The organism is Oceanobacillus sp. FSL W7-1309 (assembly GCF_038002145.1).
Classification (GTDB): domain Bacteria; phylum Bacillota; class Bacilli; order Bacillales; family Amphibacillaceae; genus Oceanobacillus; species Oceanobacillus profundus.
The window spans coordinates 1,019,496-1,036,499 of the sequence record NZ_JBBOBX010000001.1 but is presented as its reverse complement, the minus strand read 5'-3'; the positions used below and the strand labels follow the sequence as shown (position 1 = coordinate 1,036,499).

Sequence of the window (17,004 nt, the reverse complement as noted above, 5' to 3'; positions counted from 1 at the left end):
GTCAAAGGGGATGTACAAATGAAGGTTTTAGTAATTGGAGCAAATGGTCAGATTGGTAAACATCTCGTACGTTTACTCCAAGAAAGTGAAGAGCATACGTTAACAGCGTTGGTTCGAAAAGAAGAGCAGGCAAAGGAACTGGAAGCATCTGGTGTGGATGCTATTTTGGCTAATCTGGAAGATAGTGTAGATACACTGACCCAAGCAGTAATCGAATCAGGTGCTGAGGCTATCATTTTCTCAGCAGGATCAGGAGGAAGTACTGGACCGGATAAGACATTGCTTATTGACTTAGATGGAGCGGTTAAATCGATGGAAGCAGCAGAAAGAGCAGGCGTCAGTCGGTTTGTTCTTGTCAGTGCCATCCAGGCGCATAATCGCGAGAGCTGGGCAGATAGTCCAATTAAACCTTATATGGTTGCGAAGCATTATGCAGACAAAGAGCTGGAGGCTAGTTCTCTAAACTATACAATCGTAAGACCTGGCAACTTATTAAATGAACCTGCAGTCGATAAGGTTTCAGTAGCGGAAAACTTAGAAAGAGGCGGTATCCCAAGAGAGGATGTAGCCAAAGTATTGATTGCTGCGTTAACGGAAGAAGCTACGTATCGGAAAAGCTTTGATTTAGTTTCGGGGGAATCAGAAATTGCGGATGCGATTAAACAACTATAATATGATTTGAAATTTTTAGCAGGCGTATGCTAAAATGAATATAGAATATTTCTTTGACATCTGTCAAAGGGGAGTAGCGGTGGAATCAAGTGATTCCAAAATAAAGTCGTCATTACATGATGGATTCCATCATCGGCTTTATTGGCAGAACATGCTAAGCGAGACCTTTGCCCAATCGTGGGTTAGGTCTCGCTTTTTTTGGGTAAACAGGGGAATGTATAACCTATCTACCTGTATCATAAAAAGAGTTTCTAATCCCGGTGGTTGACGAAACAGAAGAGGTATAATCGCCCTGAGCTTGTACACCTGCTAAGGACTAGGTAATTGTAGGTTTCAAAGAAAGATCAGATAAAAAAATTAACAAAAATCATGTTCATGAATAATGTCTTGCTTCAGAAGACAATCTATTCGTAGCGAATTGAACATCAAAAAGGAGTTCGTTCATGTTGGAATTTTACCGTAAAGATACCGAATCTGTTTTAAAAGCTGTACAGTCATCGGAAAATGGATTAACTTCTGATGCTGTAAAAGCAAAACTCGAGCAAGATGGCTACAATGAATTAAAAGACAGGGAGAAGGTTTCGACTTGGAAGCTTTTTCTAGAAACGTTTAAAGATCCAATGGTTATTGTCCTCCTGGTAGCCGCTGGAATTCAAGTTGTATTGGGAGAAATTGCAGAATCACTGATTATTTTTCTCGTTCTACTTATTAATTCCGTTATTAGTGTCGTGCAGACAAAGAAGGCGGAAAGCTCTCTAGATGCCTTACGCGATATGTCGGCCCCAGAGGCAAAGGTAATCCGTAATGGTCAGTCACAAACGATACCAGCAAGGGAACTTGTTCAAGGAGACATCGTGACACTTGAAGCTGGTGATTATGTTCCTGCTGATGGTCGAATTATTGCCAGTGGTTCACTAAAGGTAAATGAAGGGATGCTAACGGGTGAATCGGAAGCAGTTGAAAAGAGTACCGATACGATTACGGAAGAGGTGACGCTTGGAGATCGAGTCAATATGGTGTTCAGCAGTTCGCTTGTTGCCTATGGTCGTGGCACCTTTGTTGTGACTGGGACAGGAGAGCAGACGGAAATCGGAAAAATTGCGGAGATGATTTCTACCGCTGAAGAAAAGCAAACACCATTACAACGGAAGCTTGAATCGTTTAGTAAAAAGCTCGGTATTGGGATATTGTTGCTTTCCATCTTAATTTTCGCTGTACAAGCCCTTAGAATTTGGTTTGGTGGGGCAGATGTTGATACAAGTACTGCAATTTTAAATGCGCTTATGTTCTCCGTAGCAATTGCAGTAGCAGCCATCCCAGAAGCGTTATCGTCGATCGTTACGATTGTACTATCTGTTGGAACAAATAAAATGGCTAGACAGCATGCGATTATCCGAAAACTTCCTGCTGTAGAAACGCTCGGTTCAACTAGTGTCATCTGTACTGACAAAACTGGAACATTGACACAAAATAAAATGACCGTAACGGATTATTTTATTCCAGGTGAGTCGGGAAGCGAGCTCGCGGAGGATCCGGAAAACTGGAATGAGTCGGAGCGGATGCTTGTGAATACAGCAGTGCTCTGTAATGATTCCTTTATTAATAGTGATGGCGGGGAGATTGGAGATCCGACAGAGGTTGCCCTTATTAATTTTTCCAATAAAAATAATAATGACTATGAAGCAGTTCGGGAAAAATTTAAGCGCGAAGCAGAATTGCCGTTTGATTCGGATCGTAAATTGATGTCCACAGTACATCGCATGGATGGTGAAACAACAATGCTGACAAAAGGCGGCCCGGATGTCATGTTTGACCGTGCCAGCCATGTACTATACAAGGGAAAGGAAGAACCGGTAACAGATGAATTACTGGCATTATTTGAGCAGGCCAATGAAAGTTTTTCAGATCAGGCATTGCGTGTGCTGGCATACGGCTATAAACGCCTAGCTGATGGACAAACAGATATTACAGAGGAAGATGAGAAGGATCTTGTGCTTATAGGCCTTACTGCGATGATTGATCCGCCGAGAGAGGCTGTCTATGGTTCGATTGAAGAATCGAAAAAAGCAGGGATTCGTACAGTTATGATTACAGGTGATCATAAAACAACTGCACAAGCGATTGGTCGTGATATTGGACTTATGGGGGACGATGATATTGCTTTAACTGGTAAGGAGTTGGATGCCTTATCGGATGAAGAGTTAGATAGGAAGCTTGAGCAAATCGCAGTCTATGCACGTGTTTCCCCAGAAAACAAAATTCGAATTGTTCGTGCATGGCAGAAGAAGGATAAAGTCGCAGCCATGACAGGTGATGGTGTTAACGATGCACCGGCACTAAAACAGGCGGATATTGGTATTGCAATGGGAAGTGGTACGGATGTAGCGAAGGACTCTTCTGCGATGATTTTAACGGATGATAACTTTGTCTCGATTGTTAATGCAGTTGGTGTTGGCCGTACCGTGTTTGATAATATTAAAAAGGCAATTGGATACTTGTTTGCTGGTAATTTAGGCGCAATTATCGCCATTCTCTATGCCGTTATTTTCAATCTGCCAAATCCATTTACGGCGTTGCAGCTTCTGTATATTAATTTAGTAAATGATTCGCTTCCAGCAATTGCATTAGGAATGGAAAAGTCAGAACCTGACGTGATGGAAAGAAAACCACGTCGGACAGACGAGGGAATTTTTACTCGGGATACGTTGCAAGCTGTTCTAACAAGAGGACTGTTGATTGGTATCGCTGTTATCATTTCCTTCTATATTGGATTAAGCCATTCAAATGAAATGGGAGTCGCAATGGCGTTTACGACACTCATTTTATCACGTACATTGCAGACATTCGCAGCTAGATCGAATACACAAACAGCATTTGGAGCAGGGTTCTTTAAAAATAAATATGTCATAGGGGCTGTCTTCCTTGGGTTTATTCTATATGGCATAACAACTCTTCCATTTGCCCGAGATGTATTTAACATACCACAAAGCTTTGGCTGGAATGAAGCACTTGTAGCGGCAGCTCTTGCTCTTGCAGCCGCTGTGCTCATGGAAATCGTAAAAATTTCATTTCATCGTTTCTCAAAAGATAAGTAATCAAATAGCCATGTGCCTGTTAGGGGTGCATGGCTTTAGTCGTTTGTATCCGGCGGAGGAAAATATGTAGCTTTAAAATTAAGTTTGATCATTTTCTATCTATGATCTTCCACAATTTGCGCTTTTGTGAAAGATTTATGATTAATGCTTTATTTTTTAACGAATGCATCCTTTGAAACAAACTTATAATTCCTTTGTCATAAATACGCTATTTGGGTCCTCAATATAATACGAAAATGGCTTGCAATATCGAAACCCGAAGTTTGCATACATTCTCCTAGCTGGTTCAAATGCATCCATTGATCCCGTTTCCAGACTTAACCGTCGATAACCACGTTGCTTGGCTTCGTCAATAATTCGTTGAAGAATTCGCTTCGCTACACCTTTTCTTAGATGGGATGAAGATGTTCGCATTGACTTGATCTCTCCATGATGGCGATTAAGTTCTTGAAGTGCTCCGCAGCCAACTAATTCATTTCCTTCCCAAGCACTCCAGAAAGTAATTTCTGGTTTTCGCAATCCTTCAAGATCAAGTGCATGTTTACTTTCTGGCGGGGAATGTATTCTCATGCTCTGAATGTGCTCGCTTAGCAATTCAGCCACTTCAGATCCAGTTAAATCATCAATTCTAAGATCCATAAAAATCCTCTCCTTGTATAAGATTAGTGACAGTCTATATTCTAAACTACATACTTCGAGTATTTACGAATAGCCCCCTCTTTGCTGTTTCAATTGGCTTGATAATGGAATAATACTTAATTTTATTGTAACGATAAAAGATCCCTTTGGACAACGCAAATCCAAATGTAGTAAAACAGTGCAACCTTTTTACAACGGGTTAAACTTTATTTCGGATCCGGGAAATATTATATTTACCAAAAAAATATTAAAAAACTATTGAATTATTATACAAAATGATGCATAATAATTCATTAATAGCACAAACGAGAGGAGAAACAAAAATGGCAAAGGAAAAAATCGTCTTGGCATATTCCGGAGGTCTTGATACTTCCGTTGCAGTGAAATGGTTACAGGATAAATATAATTATGATGTGATTGCGGTGGCGCTCGATGTTGGTGAAGGTAAAGATTTAGAGTTTGTTAAAAAGAAGGCGCTGGACGTTGGTGCGATCAAATCGTATGTAATTGATGCAAAAGAGCTCTATGCGAATGAATATGTATTACCAGCATTGCAGGCAAATCTATTATATGAAGGGAAATACCCACTTATTTCTGCACTATCGCGTCCATTAATCGCTAAAATTCTTGTTGACATTGCAGAAGATGAAGGAGCTGTAGCGGTAGCGCATGGATGTACAGGAAAAGGAAATGATCAAGTCCGTTTCGATGTTGCCTTTACGGCTTTAAACCCAAATCTTAAAATTGTTGCACCTGTTCGTGAATGGGCAATGTCCAGAGAAGAAGAGATTGAGTATGCTCAGGCACATGGAATTCCGATTCCAATCAATTTAGATAGTCCGTATAGTATTGATCAAAACTTATGGGGACGTAGTAATGAATGTGGGATTTTAGAGGATCCATGGCAAGAGGCGCCAAAGGATGCGTTTGATCTAACAGCCGACCCAGTTGATGCACCAGATACGCCAGAGGTTATCCAACTTACATTTCAGCAAGGTAAGCCAATAGCATTGAACGGAGAAGAACTTTCACTCGATCAGCTGATTTTAAAACTGAATGAAGTTGCTGGAAAGCACGGTGTTGGACGAATTGACCATGTGGAGAATCGTTTAGTTGGTATTAAATCAAGAGAAATTTATGAAGCGCCGGCAGCAATGACATTAATTGCGGCCCATCAAGAGCTGGAAGCACTAACCTTACCAAGAGAGGTTGCTGAATTCAAGCCGATGATAGAACAAAAGCTGGCACAAACGGTCTACTATGGTTTGTGGTATTCACCACTAACAGAAGCACTTCAATCATTTGTGGAAAAAACGCAAGAGCATGTATCAGGTACTGTTAAAGTGAAGCTGTATAAAGGGCATGCGCAAGTTGTCGGACGTGAATCTGCCAATTCGCTCTATGACTTTGACCTGGCAACCTACAATAAAGCTGACGCATTCGACCATGATGCTGCTCTTGGATTTATTAAGTTATGGGGCTTGCCAACACAGGTGCATGCTTCTGTTAATGGCACAGCGAAGAAAAAGAAGTCAATTGAAAAAGTGAAACTTGAAGTAAAGGAAGCTGTTAAATCGTGAAATTATGGGGAGGACGTTTTACCAAACCAACGAATCAATTAATGGATGAATATACAGCATCCATCCGATTTGATCAAAAACTAGCAGCCTATGATATTGAAGGAAGCCTTGCGCATGTTGAGATGCTCAAGGCTTGTAAGATTATCCCAGCAGGAGATGCTGATAAAATTGCAGAAGGGTTGCAAATCGTTCTGAAAAAAATTGAATCTGGAGTAGCTGAGCTTACTGAGGAGCATGAGGATATCCATATGAATGTGGAAAAGCTCCTAATTGAAGAGGTCGGTACAGTAGGTGGAAAGCTGCATACTGGCAGAAGCAGAAATGATCAAGTTGCATTAGATATGCGCTTGTACTTGCGCGATGCAATTGGAACCATTATTCAGCTGCTTATTGATGTCGAGAGGGCTTTAATTAGCCAGGCAAAAGCCAATTTAGACACCGTTATGCCAGGCTATACCCACTTGCAGCGAGCGCAGCCCGTCTTATTCGGACATCATATGATGGCATATGTTTTCATGTTTCAGCGTGATGTGGAACGTCTAACCGATAGCTTAAAGCGGGTAAACAAATCCCCGCTTGGAGCTGGTGCCTTGGCAGGGACAACCTTTCCGATTGACCGGCAATTCGTCGCCGAAAGACTTGGCTTTGATGGTATTTGTGAAAACAGTCTTGACGCAGTTAGTGATCGGGATTTCGTCGTCGAATTCTTATCAAACGCTTCGTTAATTGCGATGCATCTTTCTCGTTTATGTGAAGAATTTGTGCAATGGTCGAGTGCCGAGTTCAACTTCATCGAGCTGGATGATTCGTTTACAACAGGAAGCAGCATGATGCCACAGAAAAAGAATCCCGATGTCGCAGAGCTTGTTCGAGGAAAAACAGGGCGTGTGTACGGTCATTTAATGGGCATGCTGACAACGCTTAAAGGCCTTCCATTAGCCTATAACAAAGATATGCAAGAAGATAAAGAGGGCATGTTCGACACATTTGAAACATTAAAAGGCGCACTCGCACTATTTGCGCCAATGATTGAGACAATGCAGGTGAAGCAGGAAAATATGTATCAAGCCGTGACGAACGATTTTTCCAATGCAACTGACCTTGCGGATTATCTTGTTGAAAAAGGAATGCCATTCAGAGAGTCGCATGCGGTTGTTGGCCAGGTGGTGCTAAATTGCATTCAAAACGGAAAGTATTTACTTGATTTAACACTTGATGAGTTCAAATCGTTCTCAGAGTTAATAGATGTGGATATTTTCGATGTGTTAAGGCCAGAAACGGTCGTTAATGCACGTGATGTTGCAGGCGGTACGGCTAGAAAACGTGTAGAAGTACAAATTGAGCAGGCACTAGCAGTTATTGAGGAACTGGCACTGCAGGAATAGTTATCTTTGAAAAAGCACTTGAGCCATTTGTTCAAGTGCTTTTTCTAGTTGTATAGGAAACTAGAAAATTTGAATGCTGTGGATAACTTGGATACAGGATGAGCCACGTCCAGCTCCAGCGCCCAACGACTAGCGAGACTTCGCTCACCTCATGACACGATAAAGAAGACTTGCCGATTGGCTGTGCCAGAGGCTTAGTCGCACTTATACCCTGGCGGTGAAAGTCAACATCGACTCTAGGTAAAAGGATGGCCGACTAAAACCAGGCTACGCCTAACATCGGCATACCCCTAAAGGGGCATGTTTCCTTTTAGATGAACTTGACTTTTCGCCCATAACGGCGAAAGTCATAGTTCATCTTATACTTTGGAGTGAATCTCCTACGTAGGAATGTTCGACTCGTCGAACCACCCCAAAGTTCGGGGCGCAGTCCGTACGTCGCTTACCGGGCGCTTGCACTTTTGTTCTGTCTGAAAAATATCGATTAGATGTGTATAATAAGGGGGAAGAATAAATATAAACTGAACAAATACTTTAGGAGCATACATAATGAAACTTATTGCATCAGATTTAGATGGTACATTATTAGATGAAGAGGGCGTTGTAAGTGAAGAAAATATAGCGGCAATTCAAAAAGCAGTTGCCCATGGTATTCGATTTGTAGTAGCAACTGGAAGATCATATGATGCAGCCAATACACCACTAAAGCAAGCTGGGATTACGTGTCCCATTATTAGCTTAAATGGCGCAGTCGCTTATACAGAGGATAAACAATTAATTCGAACAGTTCCGATGGATAAATCGGTTGCAAAGCAGGTTTTGGAAGTTTGTCGAGAAGCTGATATGTACTTGGAATTTTTCACGACCAATGGAATCTATTCGGTAAGCAAGAAATACTTCTTAGAAGTGCTTGTCGATATTATGAAATCAGCGAATCCCAATGCATCAGAGACAGAAATTCGGGAAAAAGCAGAACTGCGCTTTCAGGCTGAACCAGTCCAATTCATCGCTGATTACGATGAAATATTTGCTATAGAAAACTTAGAAATCTATAAGATTCTTGCTTTTTCGCTTGATAAAGAAAAGCTCGCATCTGCACGCGCACAGCTTAGCGGAGTAGCAGGAATGGCAATCACATCTTCTGGTGATATTAACTTGGAATTTAACCATCAAGATGCCCAAAAAGGAATTGCCTTAAAGCATTTAGCAGAAAGTATGGGAATTGACATGGTTGATGTGATGGCGATGGGAGATAACTGGAATGACGAAAGTATGCTCCGAACTGCAGGCCGAGGTGTTGCGATGGGGAATGCATCAGACGAAATTAAAGCACTTTGTTCCTATACAACAAAGGCAAATTATGATCATGGGGTCGCTTTTGCTATTGAGGAAATGTTGCGGACAATAAATGCCTAAATTGGTATTGAAAAGGAGGCGGGCCGAATCTAGAGCGAGAATTGGGCCCAGCTTCCTAGTGCTTATAGTGAGCCCCATTTAATTTGGAAATACCTTCACAAGACTTTACGCAAATGTGTTTCATAATATGTATTACAGCAATAAATTCATTATAAACTGTTCACCAATAGGTCCGACTTTTCTCTTACCTGTATCTTGAAACCCCACCTTTTTATATAATTGCTTGGCAGCTATATTTTTATGGTTAACAGCTAAAACGAGTTCATTACAATTCGGAAATTCATCGGATACGAATTTCTTGAGTAGATTCATCGCTTGTTTTGCGTAGCCTTTTCCTTGCTGGGAGTGGTTTATTGAAAAGGAGGTTAACAGCATGGCCTGCTGATTATTTGTATAATCCTTCACTCGCTCAGTTGCATGCAATAAAAAGAAGCCAACCGGTTCAGTATGATAAAGGATAACAATACGAAACTGACCTTCTGATACATTTGCGAAATTTATTGGTAATGAAGTAAACTGACTTTGCTCTTTAGGCAGTTCAAAAGAATGCAGTAGATTTACGTGTTCATTTGAAAGGTGTTTTAGCTCTATGAAATTAGTTATATCCATTTTATTTCTCCTCATATGAATTATTCATCAGATACAAATTGCGTGTTAAGATTAAACTACGAAATGCATTTGTTATATTTATAAGGATAAACAAATCACCCTTCACTTTGAATTGCCTTTACGTGCATATCTTTTATCGGCCGCACTTAGTATAAGTAAGATAGCAATTCCCAAAATAATTGCTTGTATAATCACAATCCATTTTCCAACTGAGGCTAATAATGAAAGCAAAAATAACAAGATTGGACTAAATAATATTAAAGAAAGACCAATTACAAATGCCGACTTTTCAGGAAATGATTTGATTTTATCTAACACTTTTTCACCTTTTTCATTTGTTTTAGTACAAACCACCAGTTGAAATATCCTGACCGATTAGCGAAATAATTAATTATATAGATTCAATCGTTTTAGCTGTATTGTCAGCAGTCGATTTTCTATAATATGCTCTGATGCAACGGTTATTATTGCGGTCATGTGGAATCCCCTAGGGTTGTTTTTACTTTGCCAATATAGAAGATTTGTCTAAAAGGGTTTAAAGATAATTCATTAACAATGACATCCCGCCGTTTTCTTTATGTATATTCTATCATAACCTTTCAGAATACACCTTCCAATTCTAGTGGTGATTAGAAATTTTGTGCACCATATAAGATGGGGGCATTGTACAAGCGCAAAGGTCTGCTAACAACGAAATTTTACCATTTACTTATGGAGAACTATCTCATCTTTTGCGGCTTCTCAAGAAAGAACTCATAGCCCATTAATGCTATAATAGAACCACCAATACTAGAAAGGATGGATACATATGGCTCAAAAATATATCGGATTCGCTGGCACATATACGCGTGAAAGCAGTGAAGGGATTTATCGTTTTGTTCTAGATGCTGAGGCAGGCAAATTAGAAGCTGCGGAGGTAGCGGCAAACGTCGGCAGTCCGACTTATTTGGCGATTAGTGAAGATAAACGTCAGCTTTATTCTGTTGCACAACAGGATGGGCTTGGTGGTGTACATGCTTATGAAATCGTATCTGACTCAGGTGAATTGCATTACGTTAATGAGAAGCTGGAAGAGGGAGCGCCGCCGTGTCACCTTGATATTCAGAATGGTGTGCTAGTGACTGGGAACTATCATAAAGGAACGGTCGATTTATTCCAAGCACATCGTCCAAGTGCGCTTGCGCTAAAAGGTACTGTTCAGCATGAAGGGAATGGTCCGCACGAACGCCAGGAAAAACCACATGTCCACTATACAGCACAAACACCTGATGGAAGGTATGTCATTGTCGCAGATCTTGGGACGGATGAACTTGTGACATACAAAATAGAAGGTCAAGCACTTGTAAAAGTAGCGACGCTTCATGTAGAGTCAGGCAGTGGTCCGCGTCACCTTGCATTTCATCCAGATGGCAAGACAGCATACTTAATGACAGAGCTCAGCTCTGAAGTTATTGTGCTTGATTACGATGCAGACCAGGGAAGCTTTACTGAAAAACAAAAAATAAAAGCTATTCCATCAGATTTTAACGAAACAAATGATGCAAGTGCCATTCATATTACATCAGACGGAAAATTTGTTTATACTGGAAATCGTGGTCATAATAGTATCGCTGTATTTCAGGTTGATGAAGAAACAAAAGAGCTCACACTAATTGAAATCACATCAACTGGCGGGAATTGGCCACGTGATTTTGTACTTGATCCTAGTGAGTCATTCATCGTTGCATCGAACCAGAAGTCAGGCAACCTTGTATTATTTGCTCGTGATCAGAAGACAGGTAAGTTGACCCAGCTCGATTCCGTTGTAGATGTCCCGGAAGTAGTATGTGTGAAGTTTTTAGGTTAATAAATACAACAAAAGGTCAGACACAGCAGAAATGTGACTGACCTTTTTAAAAATGAAGCTTTATTGGAGGCAAGTAATCGCAGTTTTATTCCTGCGTGGAAAGTTATAGACATACGAGGACAGGAAATGCTGGTGATTATGGGGCAAGATACATTTAAAAGAAATAAAACAGCACAACGACGAGACTGATACTTACCTTAGCAAGAAATCGCATGGTGCACCTCCATCATTCATTATGTATCTATAGGTAAATCATACTATAGAATAATGAAATACTTGTGAAGCTGCAGTGAAGTTTATGTAAATTTTTAAAATGAAAAAAGGAACCAGCTGTATATGCCGATTCCAATTAATGATTAATGACGTTTACTTAACCAAAGGACACCAGATTTCGCAAGGCGTGGCAGGAATCCGGTAAATGGTAACTGCATCATATTACCGAAGCCATCGGATTTGCCTAGGGATCCGAGCGTGCCTTTCAACTTAATTTCCTTCGGTTTCTTTGGTGCTTTGTCACGCAAGACAGCTAAGAGAATGTCTGCGATCTGCTCACCTTGCTGACCGGCTAACTGGGCACTTGGAGAGAAATTAGAAGCTGCACAGTCACCTAATACATATACATTCTGCTGTGCCGGAACTTGATAAAAGTCATTAACGATAATTTTTTCCTGAATATCTTTTTCAAAAGGTAATTCACGTACCAAATAATTTGGTCTTACACCAGCGGTCCAGATGGTCACGTCGTTTAAGAAACATACGCCATTGTTACAAACCCCATCTTTCTCAACATACTCTACATTTGAATTATGTATGACATCCACATCATTTGAAACAAACCATGATTCCACATATTGTTGAATTTTGGAATCGAACGCTTTTAAAACCGTTGAACCGCGATCTAAGATACGGATATTCAAATCAGGTCTGCTTTCACGGATTTCGGAAGCAACTTCAATCCCACTTAGTCCCGCACCAACGATTGTAACCTTACCATAAGCACCTAAATTCCCAATTGCAACCCCAGTCTCACGAGCTTTAGCAAACGTTTGAACACTTTTGGTGAACTCTTCGGCACCTGGGATACCATGGTAATTATCTTCACAGCCTAGCCCAATCACTAAATAATCATAGGAGATTGTATCTTCTGGATCCTCAAATAGAATCTGCTCATTTTCTGTATCAATTTTTGTGGCTTCATTAAAAACGTAGTGAACGCGTTTGTCATCTGGAAATTCAACTCGAACATCTTGATCTGCAACTGTTCCTGCTGCAATCGTATAGAATTCTGTTTTTAGTGAGCGAAATGGGTTCCGATCAACAACGGTAATCTGCAAATCCTCCGGTAAATACTGATCCAATAAACCAGTGAGGATTTTAATACCACCATATCCGCCGCCTAAAATAACTAACCTTTTCACTTGAATAACCCCCTAAGTAATGAAACGCTTTCTGCCGGTCCACCTAATAGATTACCAAAGTTAAGGTGAACTGTCATCATCTGAATCGAATGAATAATTTTTCGTGTATATATGCTGAAAATACGCTAAAATGGGAGTAAATAGAATAATGGGAGGTAATCGGAATGGAACAGATTCAATATGCAGTTCAAGATGAATATGGTCAAGACTATGCTTGGTGCTATGGCTGTGGGCGGCTGAACCAAGAGGGTCTGCGTTTAAGAACAGGTTGGCAAGGCGATCAAACCGTTACGATTTATACGCCGAAAAAGGAGCATACAGCGATTCCTGGATTTGTGTATGGAGGTTTACTTGCATCACTTGTTGATTGTCACGGGACTGGGTCTGCTTCTTTAGCAATGCATCGTAAAAATGGATATGAGCCGGGTGATGGTGTCGAACCACCAAGATTTGTAACAGCATCGTTAAATCTAGATTTTCTAAAGCCGACTCCTCAGGATGTTCCGTTAAAAGCAGTTGGTACAATTGAAGAAGTACACCCGAAGAAATGGAAGATACATACAGAGGTATTTGCTGGTGAAACACTTTGTGTAAAAGCAGTTGTCGTAGCAGCAGTGATGCCGAAATCATTCACTACAGCTTAAAAGAAAAATAGGAGGACAACTATGCAGAAGCTAAACATACATTCGCTCCTAGACGTTGTTGGAGAGCTTTTCTCCGATGAAATTTCAATTGCAGTTACAACCACGACGGAATATATTTACTATCTTCCGAGTAAACGGATTGATTTAAAGATTCAACCAGGTGACCCGATTAAAGAGGGGACGCTTGCACATAAAGCAATTATCTCGGAGCAAAAGGTCTCTAAGTTTATTAACCGAAATGTTTATGGTGTCCCTTACCATGGAATGGCTGTCCCATTTCATTTTGAAGAAAGACTAGAGGGGTGTGTACTGGCAATCTATCCAGCGTGGACGGAAGGGAAATCGGTTGTTACGGTGAAAAACGATGATGGATGGAAGCCGATATCGTTTTCCGATGTGATTTATTTAGAGGCAAAAGACCGGAAAACGCATGTTTTTTCGGATCACTACTCTGGGATACATTCCAATACTTTGCAGCAATTTGAATATATGCTCCCCGTTGAGTCATTTATTCGCTGTCACAGGTCATACATTGTGAATGTTCATCATATCAAAGAAATTTTTCCTGACACGCATTCCACATTCTTGCTGGCGATGACCAATGATGTAAAGATTCCTGTAAGCCAATCCTATGCAAGCTACTTTCGAAAGTTGTTAGGATTTTAACAGTTATTGCTGTTTTATCCGCATATTTAAGTACTTTAATCAAAAAATAACTATCTCCCTCTTGTTTTTCCGAAACGTTTGATTATTACGTTAAAATAAATATAATCATTGAATAAAAGAGGGATGCTTTTATGGGAGGAAAATTAAAGCGCATACATCCCCGAGTGCTTCACGAGCGGCTAGTGTCCGCAGAAGAAGCGGCATCATGGATAAACGATGGAATGACATTGGGGCTAAGTGGGTTTACTCGTGCTGGTGATGCGAAAGCGGTTCCGACAGCATTGGTGGAACGTGCGAAAAAAGGTGAAGCTTTCAAAGTAAATGTGTATACAGGGGCTTCACTCGGTTCGAACATTGATAAAATGTTTGCAGAAGCAGGAATTGTTGCAAAAAGATTGCCATTCCAAGCAGAACCTTTGATGCGAAAGGCGATTAATACAGGGGAGCATCTATTTGTAGACCAGCATTTATCACATACGTCTGAAATGCTGCGTGCGGATGTTATTGATCGTGTAGATTACGCTATCTTGGAAGGGATTTCGATTACGGAAGATGGAATGCTCATTCCAACTACTTCTGTTGGGAATTCACTTTCGTTTGCTGAGACAGCGGAAAACATCATAATTGAACTGAATACAGCACAACCAGAAGCGTTAGTGGGATTGCATGATATTTATAGCCCGAACAAGCAAGGTGAACGGGATCCGATTCCATTAACAAAGGTCGACGGGCGGATTGGGACGCTTGGGATACCACTTGATTTCGATAAAGTGAAGGGGATTGTATTCACCCATCAAGAAGATTCCCCATCAACAATCGTTCCGCCTGATGAGGAAACAAAAATGATGGCAAAGCATCTCCTAGGATTTTTACGATCCGAGATTCAAGCAGGTCGCTTAACGGAATCACTTATGCCGCTTCAATCGGGAATTGGCTCGGTTGCAAATGCGGTATTACATGGTATGCTTGATTCAGAGTTTGAAAATCTGGTAGTCTATTCGGAAGTATTGCAGGATGCGGTATTTGATTTAATCGATGCTGGTAAAGTCACATTTGCTTCGGCATGTTCCCTAACCTTGTCAGAGGAAAAGATGCAGCAGGTTTTTGGTGAGTTTTACAAATACCGAGATAAATTAATTTTGCGACCACAGGAAATTTCCAACCAGCCAGAGATTATTCGCAGACTTGGGCTAATTTCAATTAATACTGCATTAGAGTTTGATATTTACGGTAATGTGAACTCAACGCACGTTAGTGGTACGAAAATGATGAATGGAATTGGCGGCTCTGGAGATTTTGCACGAAATGCACGGCTTGGGATTTTCGTTACAAAGTCAATTGCAAAAGACGGAGACATTTCGAGCATTGTTCCATTCGTGTCACATGTCGATCATACCGAACATGATGTTGATGTGGTGGTTACGGAGCAAGGTTATGCGGATTTACGTGGATTAGCTCCAAGGGAGCGTGTACCACTTATTATCGAAAACTGTGCACATCCAATGTACCGCGAGCAGCTATGGGATTACTACAAGGAAGCACTTGAGCGTGGAGGGCAGACCCCTCATGTGCTGGAAAAAGCATTCTCATGGCATGCTAGTTTTAAAGAATCAGGTACGATGCGAAAGCTAGTTGAACAAAAGTAAGATGAAACAATTGGGGTTAAATATAGTATAGAAAAACACATGGGAAGAGGGCAGACTTCTCATGTGTTTTTTAGCGGAAAGCGAAATGCAGCATACGACATATGCTGCATTTCCTGATTTCATTCGCATAACAATTTTTCACTTAAGCATACCATTCTCGAATCTTTTCATCTGTTGGCAGCAAGTATGTTAGAAATCCTAATAAAGGAAGAAGGGAAATCATAATCATGGTCGGTGTCAGCCCGATAAAGTCAATTAGCGTTCCGAGAGCAACCGAGCCAATTGCCCCCATCCCAAATGCTAATCCAACAATTAAACCAGACATCGTGCCGATTTTCCCTGGAACAAGCTCTTGTGCATAGACGACGGTAACGGAGAAGCTGGACATTAAAATAACTCCAATGACAGCAAGTAAAATAATTGCAAGAACTGGACCAACATGTGGCAGCAATAATGCAAGTGGTGCAGAAGCGATTAGTGAAAATAGGATGACGGTTCGCTTTCCAAATCGGTCTGCCAGTGGTCCGCCTAAAAATGTTCCAACAGCCCCCATCGCTAGAAACGTAAAGATATAGACTTGAGATTTAGCAATTGTAAGGTCGTAGTTGTCAATTGCGTAAAATGCATAGAAGTTCGAAATAGCAGCCTGATACCACGAGCGGGAAAAAACAAGAAAAATTAACACGATAAGTGCACTTTTAATTGCCCGGGACATATTTTTATTCGGTTTTACTGCTTTTTGAGCTCCCTTCGACCGGGAAAATTCTTTAACCCTGGCAGCATACCATTTTGCGATATGCATAAGAAAAAAGACAGCGAGCGCAGCGATTAATGTAAACCAAATGGCTCCAAATTGTCCTAACGGAACGAGCACTAATGCTGTAATGACGGGTGCCAATGCTTGCCCGGAATTTCCGCCTACTTGATAAATTGATTGAGCGAGCCCTCGCTTTGTCCCGGCAGCAAGATAGGCAACACGTGAACCTTCTGGATGGAAAACGGCAGACCCTAAACCAATAAAGACAACGCTTATGAGGATCATCCAGAAGTTAGGAGCCAAAGCTAAACCCAGCATCCCAAACATGCTACTCGTTAGCCCGATTGGTAAAGCGTATGGGATTGGATGCTTATCCGTGTACATACCGACCAATGGTTGCATCACGGACGAAACCATATTTAATGTAAACGCAATGAGTCCAAGCTGTGTAAATGTCAGACCTAATGATTGTTCTAAAATAGGGAACATCGCTGGGATAACAGCCTGAAGCGAGTCATTTAATAGATGACATGTTCCAATGATAAATAAAATCGAATAGACTGGCTTGTTACTAAATGTGGAGCTTACCTTCTTCTTTAGTGCCTTTTCCAACATATTTCCCTTCTTTCTC

Annotated in this window: 14 protein-coding genes and 1 riboswitch; of the genes, 9 read left to right on the top strand and 5 right to left on the bottom strand. The window is 40.9% G+C overall.

What is annotated here, in order from left to right; all coding sequences use genetic code 11:
• The first annotated feature begins 18 nt into the window (after positions 1-18).
• Positions 19-672 (top strand): SDR family oxidoreductase, encoded by a 654-nt coding sequence (locus tag NST46_RS04640; protein WP_118888426.1) that lies wholly within the window; start codon positions 19-21, stop codon positions 670-672.
• Positions 673-728: 56 nt separating this feature from the next.
• Positions 729-867: riboswitch (yybP-ykoY riboswitch) on the top strand.
• Positions 868-1,118: 251 nt separating this feature from the next.
• Entirely contained in the window at positions 1,119-3,767 is a 2,649-nt protein-coding gene (locus NST46_RS04635; RefSeq protein ID WP_445254487.1) for a cation-translocating P-type ATPase, read from the top strand.
• 183 nt (positions 3,768-3,950) lie between these two features.
• Here NST46_RS04635 and NST46_RS04630 read toward each other — a convergent pair whose 3' ends face one another.
• Complete coding sequence (locus NST46_RS04630; protein WP_118888428.1) at positions 3,951-4,406, bottom strand: GNAT family N-acetyltransferase; 456 nt, start codon at positions 4,404-4,406, stop codon at positions 3,951-3,953.
• 323 nt (positions 4,407-4,729) lie between these two features.
• Here NST46_RS04630 and NST46_RS04625 point away from each other — a divergent pair, with 323 nt between their 5' ends.
• From NST46_RS04625 to NST46_RS04615, 3 genes are all read left to right on the top strand, one after another.
• Positions 4,730-5,986, top strand: coding sequence for an argininosuccinate synthase (locus NST46_RS04625; protein WP_251660052.1), 1,257 nt, complete (start codon positions 4,730-4,732; stop codon positions 5,984-5,986).
• Positions 5,983-7,371, top strand: coding sequence for an argininosuccinate lyase (gene argH, locus NST46_RS04620; protein ID WP_340002473.1), 1,389 nt, complete (start codon positions 5,983-5,985; stop codon positions 7,369-7,371). The genes NST46_RS04625 and argH overlap by 4 nt, the downstream gene beginning before the upstream one ends.
• A 549-nt stretch (positions 7,372-7,920) precedes the next feature.
• Complete coding sequence (locus tag NST46_RS04615; protein ID WP_340002472.1) at positions 7,921-8,787, top strand: Cof-type HAD-IIB family hydrolase; 867 nt, start codon at positions 7,921-7,923, stop codon at positions 8,785-8,787.
• Between the two features lie 132 nt (positions 8,788-8,919).
• Here NST46_RS04615 and NST46_RS04610 read toward each other — a convergent pair whose 3' ends face one another.
• Complete coding sequence (locus NST46_RS04610) at positions 8,920-9,396, bottom strand: GNAT family N-acetyltransferase (RefSeq protein ID WP_341136824.1); 477 nt, start codon at positions 9,394-9,396, stop codon at positions 8,920-8,922.
• A gap of 102 nt (positions 9,397-9,498) precedes the next feature.
• A complete protein-coding gene (locus tag NST46_RS04605) occupies positions 9,499-9,750 on the bottom strand; it encodes a hypothetical protein (RefSeq protein WP_341136823.1) in 252 nt (83 codons plus the stop codon).
• 454 nt (positions 9,751-10,204) lie between these two features.
• Between NST46_RS04605 and NST46_RS04600 the strand changes: the two genes are divergently transcribed.
• Positions 10,205-11,242: a lactonase family protein gene (locus tag NST46_RS04600; RefSeq protein WP_445321720.1), complete on the top strand. Its 1,038-nt coding sequence runs from the start codon at positions 10,205-10,207 to the stop codon at positions 11,240-11,242.
• A gap of 356 nt (positions 11,243-11,598) precedes the next feature.
• Here NST46_RS04600 and NST46_RS04595 read toward each other — a convergent pair whose 3' ends face one another.
• A complete protein-coding gene (locus NST46_RS04595) occupies positions 11,599-12,660 on the bottom strand; it encodes an NAD(P)/FAD-dependent oxidoreductase (RefSeq protein ID WP_303446905.1) in 1,062 nt (353 codons plus the stop codon).
• A gap of 164 nt (positions 12,661-12,824) precedes the next feature.
• On the opposite strand from NST46_RS04595, the gene NST46_RS04590 reads away from it, so the two are divergent.
• The 3 genes from NST46_RS04590 to NST46_RS04580 all read left to right on the top strand — a co-directional run bounded on the left by NST46_RS04590 (position 12,825) and on the right by NST46_RS04580 (position 15,616).
• Complete coding sequence (locus tag NST46_RS04590; RefSeq protein WP_118888436.1) at positions 12,825-13,304, top strand: PaaI family thioesterase; 480 nt, start codon at positions 12,825-12,827, stop codon at positions 13,302-13,304.
• 21 nt (positions 13,305-13,325) lie between these two features.
• Positions 13,326-13,970, top strand: a complete 645-nt coding sequence (locus NST46_RS04585; RefSeq protein ID WP_095314091.1) for a LytTR family DNA-binding domain-containing protein — start codon at positions 13,326-13,328, stop codon at positions 13,968-13,970.
• Positions 13,971-14,101: 131 nt separating this feature from the next.
• Positions 14,102-15,616: an acetyl-CoA hydrolase/transferase family protein gene (locus NST46_RS04580; RefSeq protein WP_340002469.1), complete on the top strand. Its 1,515-nt coding sequence runs from the start codon at positions 14,102-14,104 to the stop codon at positions 15,614-15,616.
• A 142-nt stretch (positions 15,617-15,758) separates the two neighbouring features.
• On the opposite strand, the gene NST46_RS04575 is transcribed toward NST46_RS04580, so the two are convergent.
• Positions 15,759-16,988 carry an MFS transporter gene (locus tag NST46_RS04575; RefSeq protein WP_118888439.1) on the bottom strand — a complete coding sequence of 410 codons (1,230 nt, stop codon included), beginning with the start codon at positions 16,986-16,988 and terminating at the stop codon, positions 15,759-15,761.
• Positions 16,989-17,004 lie beyond the last annotated feature (16 nt).

Coding starts and splice junctions, on each gene's coding strand:
- NST46_RS04640 (WP_118888426.1), top strand. CDS start 19: ATGAAGGTTTTAGTAATTGGAGCAAATGGTCAGATTGGTAAACATCTC.
- NST46_RS04630 (WP_118888428.1), bottom strand. CDS start 4,406: ATGGATCTTAGAATTGATGATTTAACTGGATCTGAAGTGGCTGAATTG.
- NST46_RS04625 (WP_251660052.1), top strand. CDS start 4,730: ATGGCAAAGGAAAAAATCGTCTTGGCATATTCCGGAGGTCTTGATACT.
- NST46_RS04615 (WP_340002472.1), top strand. CDS start 7,921: ATGAAACTTATTGCATCAGATTTAGATGGTACATTATTAGATGAAGAG.
- NST46_RS04610 (WP_341136824.1), bottom strand. CDS start 9,396: ATGGATATAACTAATTTCATAGAGCTAAAACACCTTTCAAATGAACAC.
- NST46_RS04600 (WP_445321720.1), top strand. CDS start 10,205: ATGGCTCAAAAATATATCGGATTCGCTGGCACATATACGCGTGAAAGC.
- NST46_RS04590 (WP_118888436.1), top strand. CDS start 12,825: ATGGAACAGATTCAATATGCAGTTCAAGATGAATATGGTCAAGACTAT.
- NST46_RS04585 (WP_095314091.1), top strand. CDS start 13,326: ATGCAGAAGCTAAACATACATTCGCTCCTAGACGTTGTTGGAGAGCTT.
- NST46_RS04580 (WP_340002469.1), top strand. CDS start 14,102: ATGGGAGGAAAATTAAAGCGCATACATCCCCGAGTGCTTCACGAGCGG.
- NST46_RS04575 (WP_118888439.1), bottom strand. CDS start 16,988: ATGTTGGAAAAGGCACTAAAGAAGAAGGTAAGCTCCACATTTAGTAAC.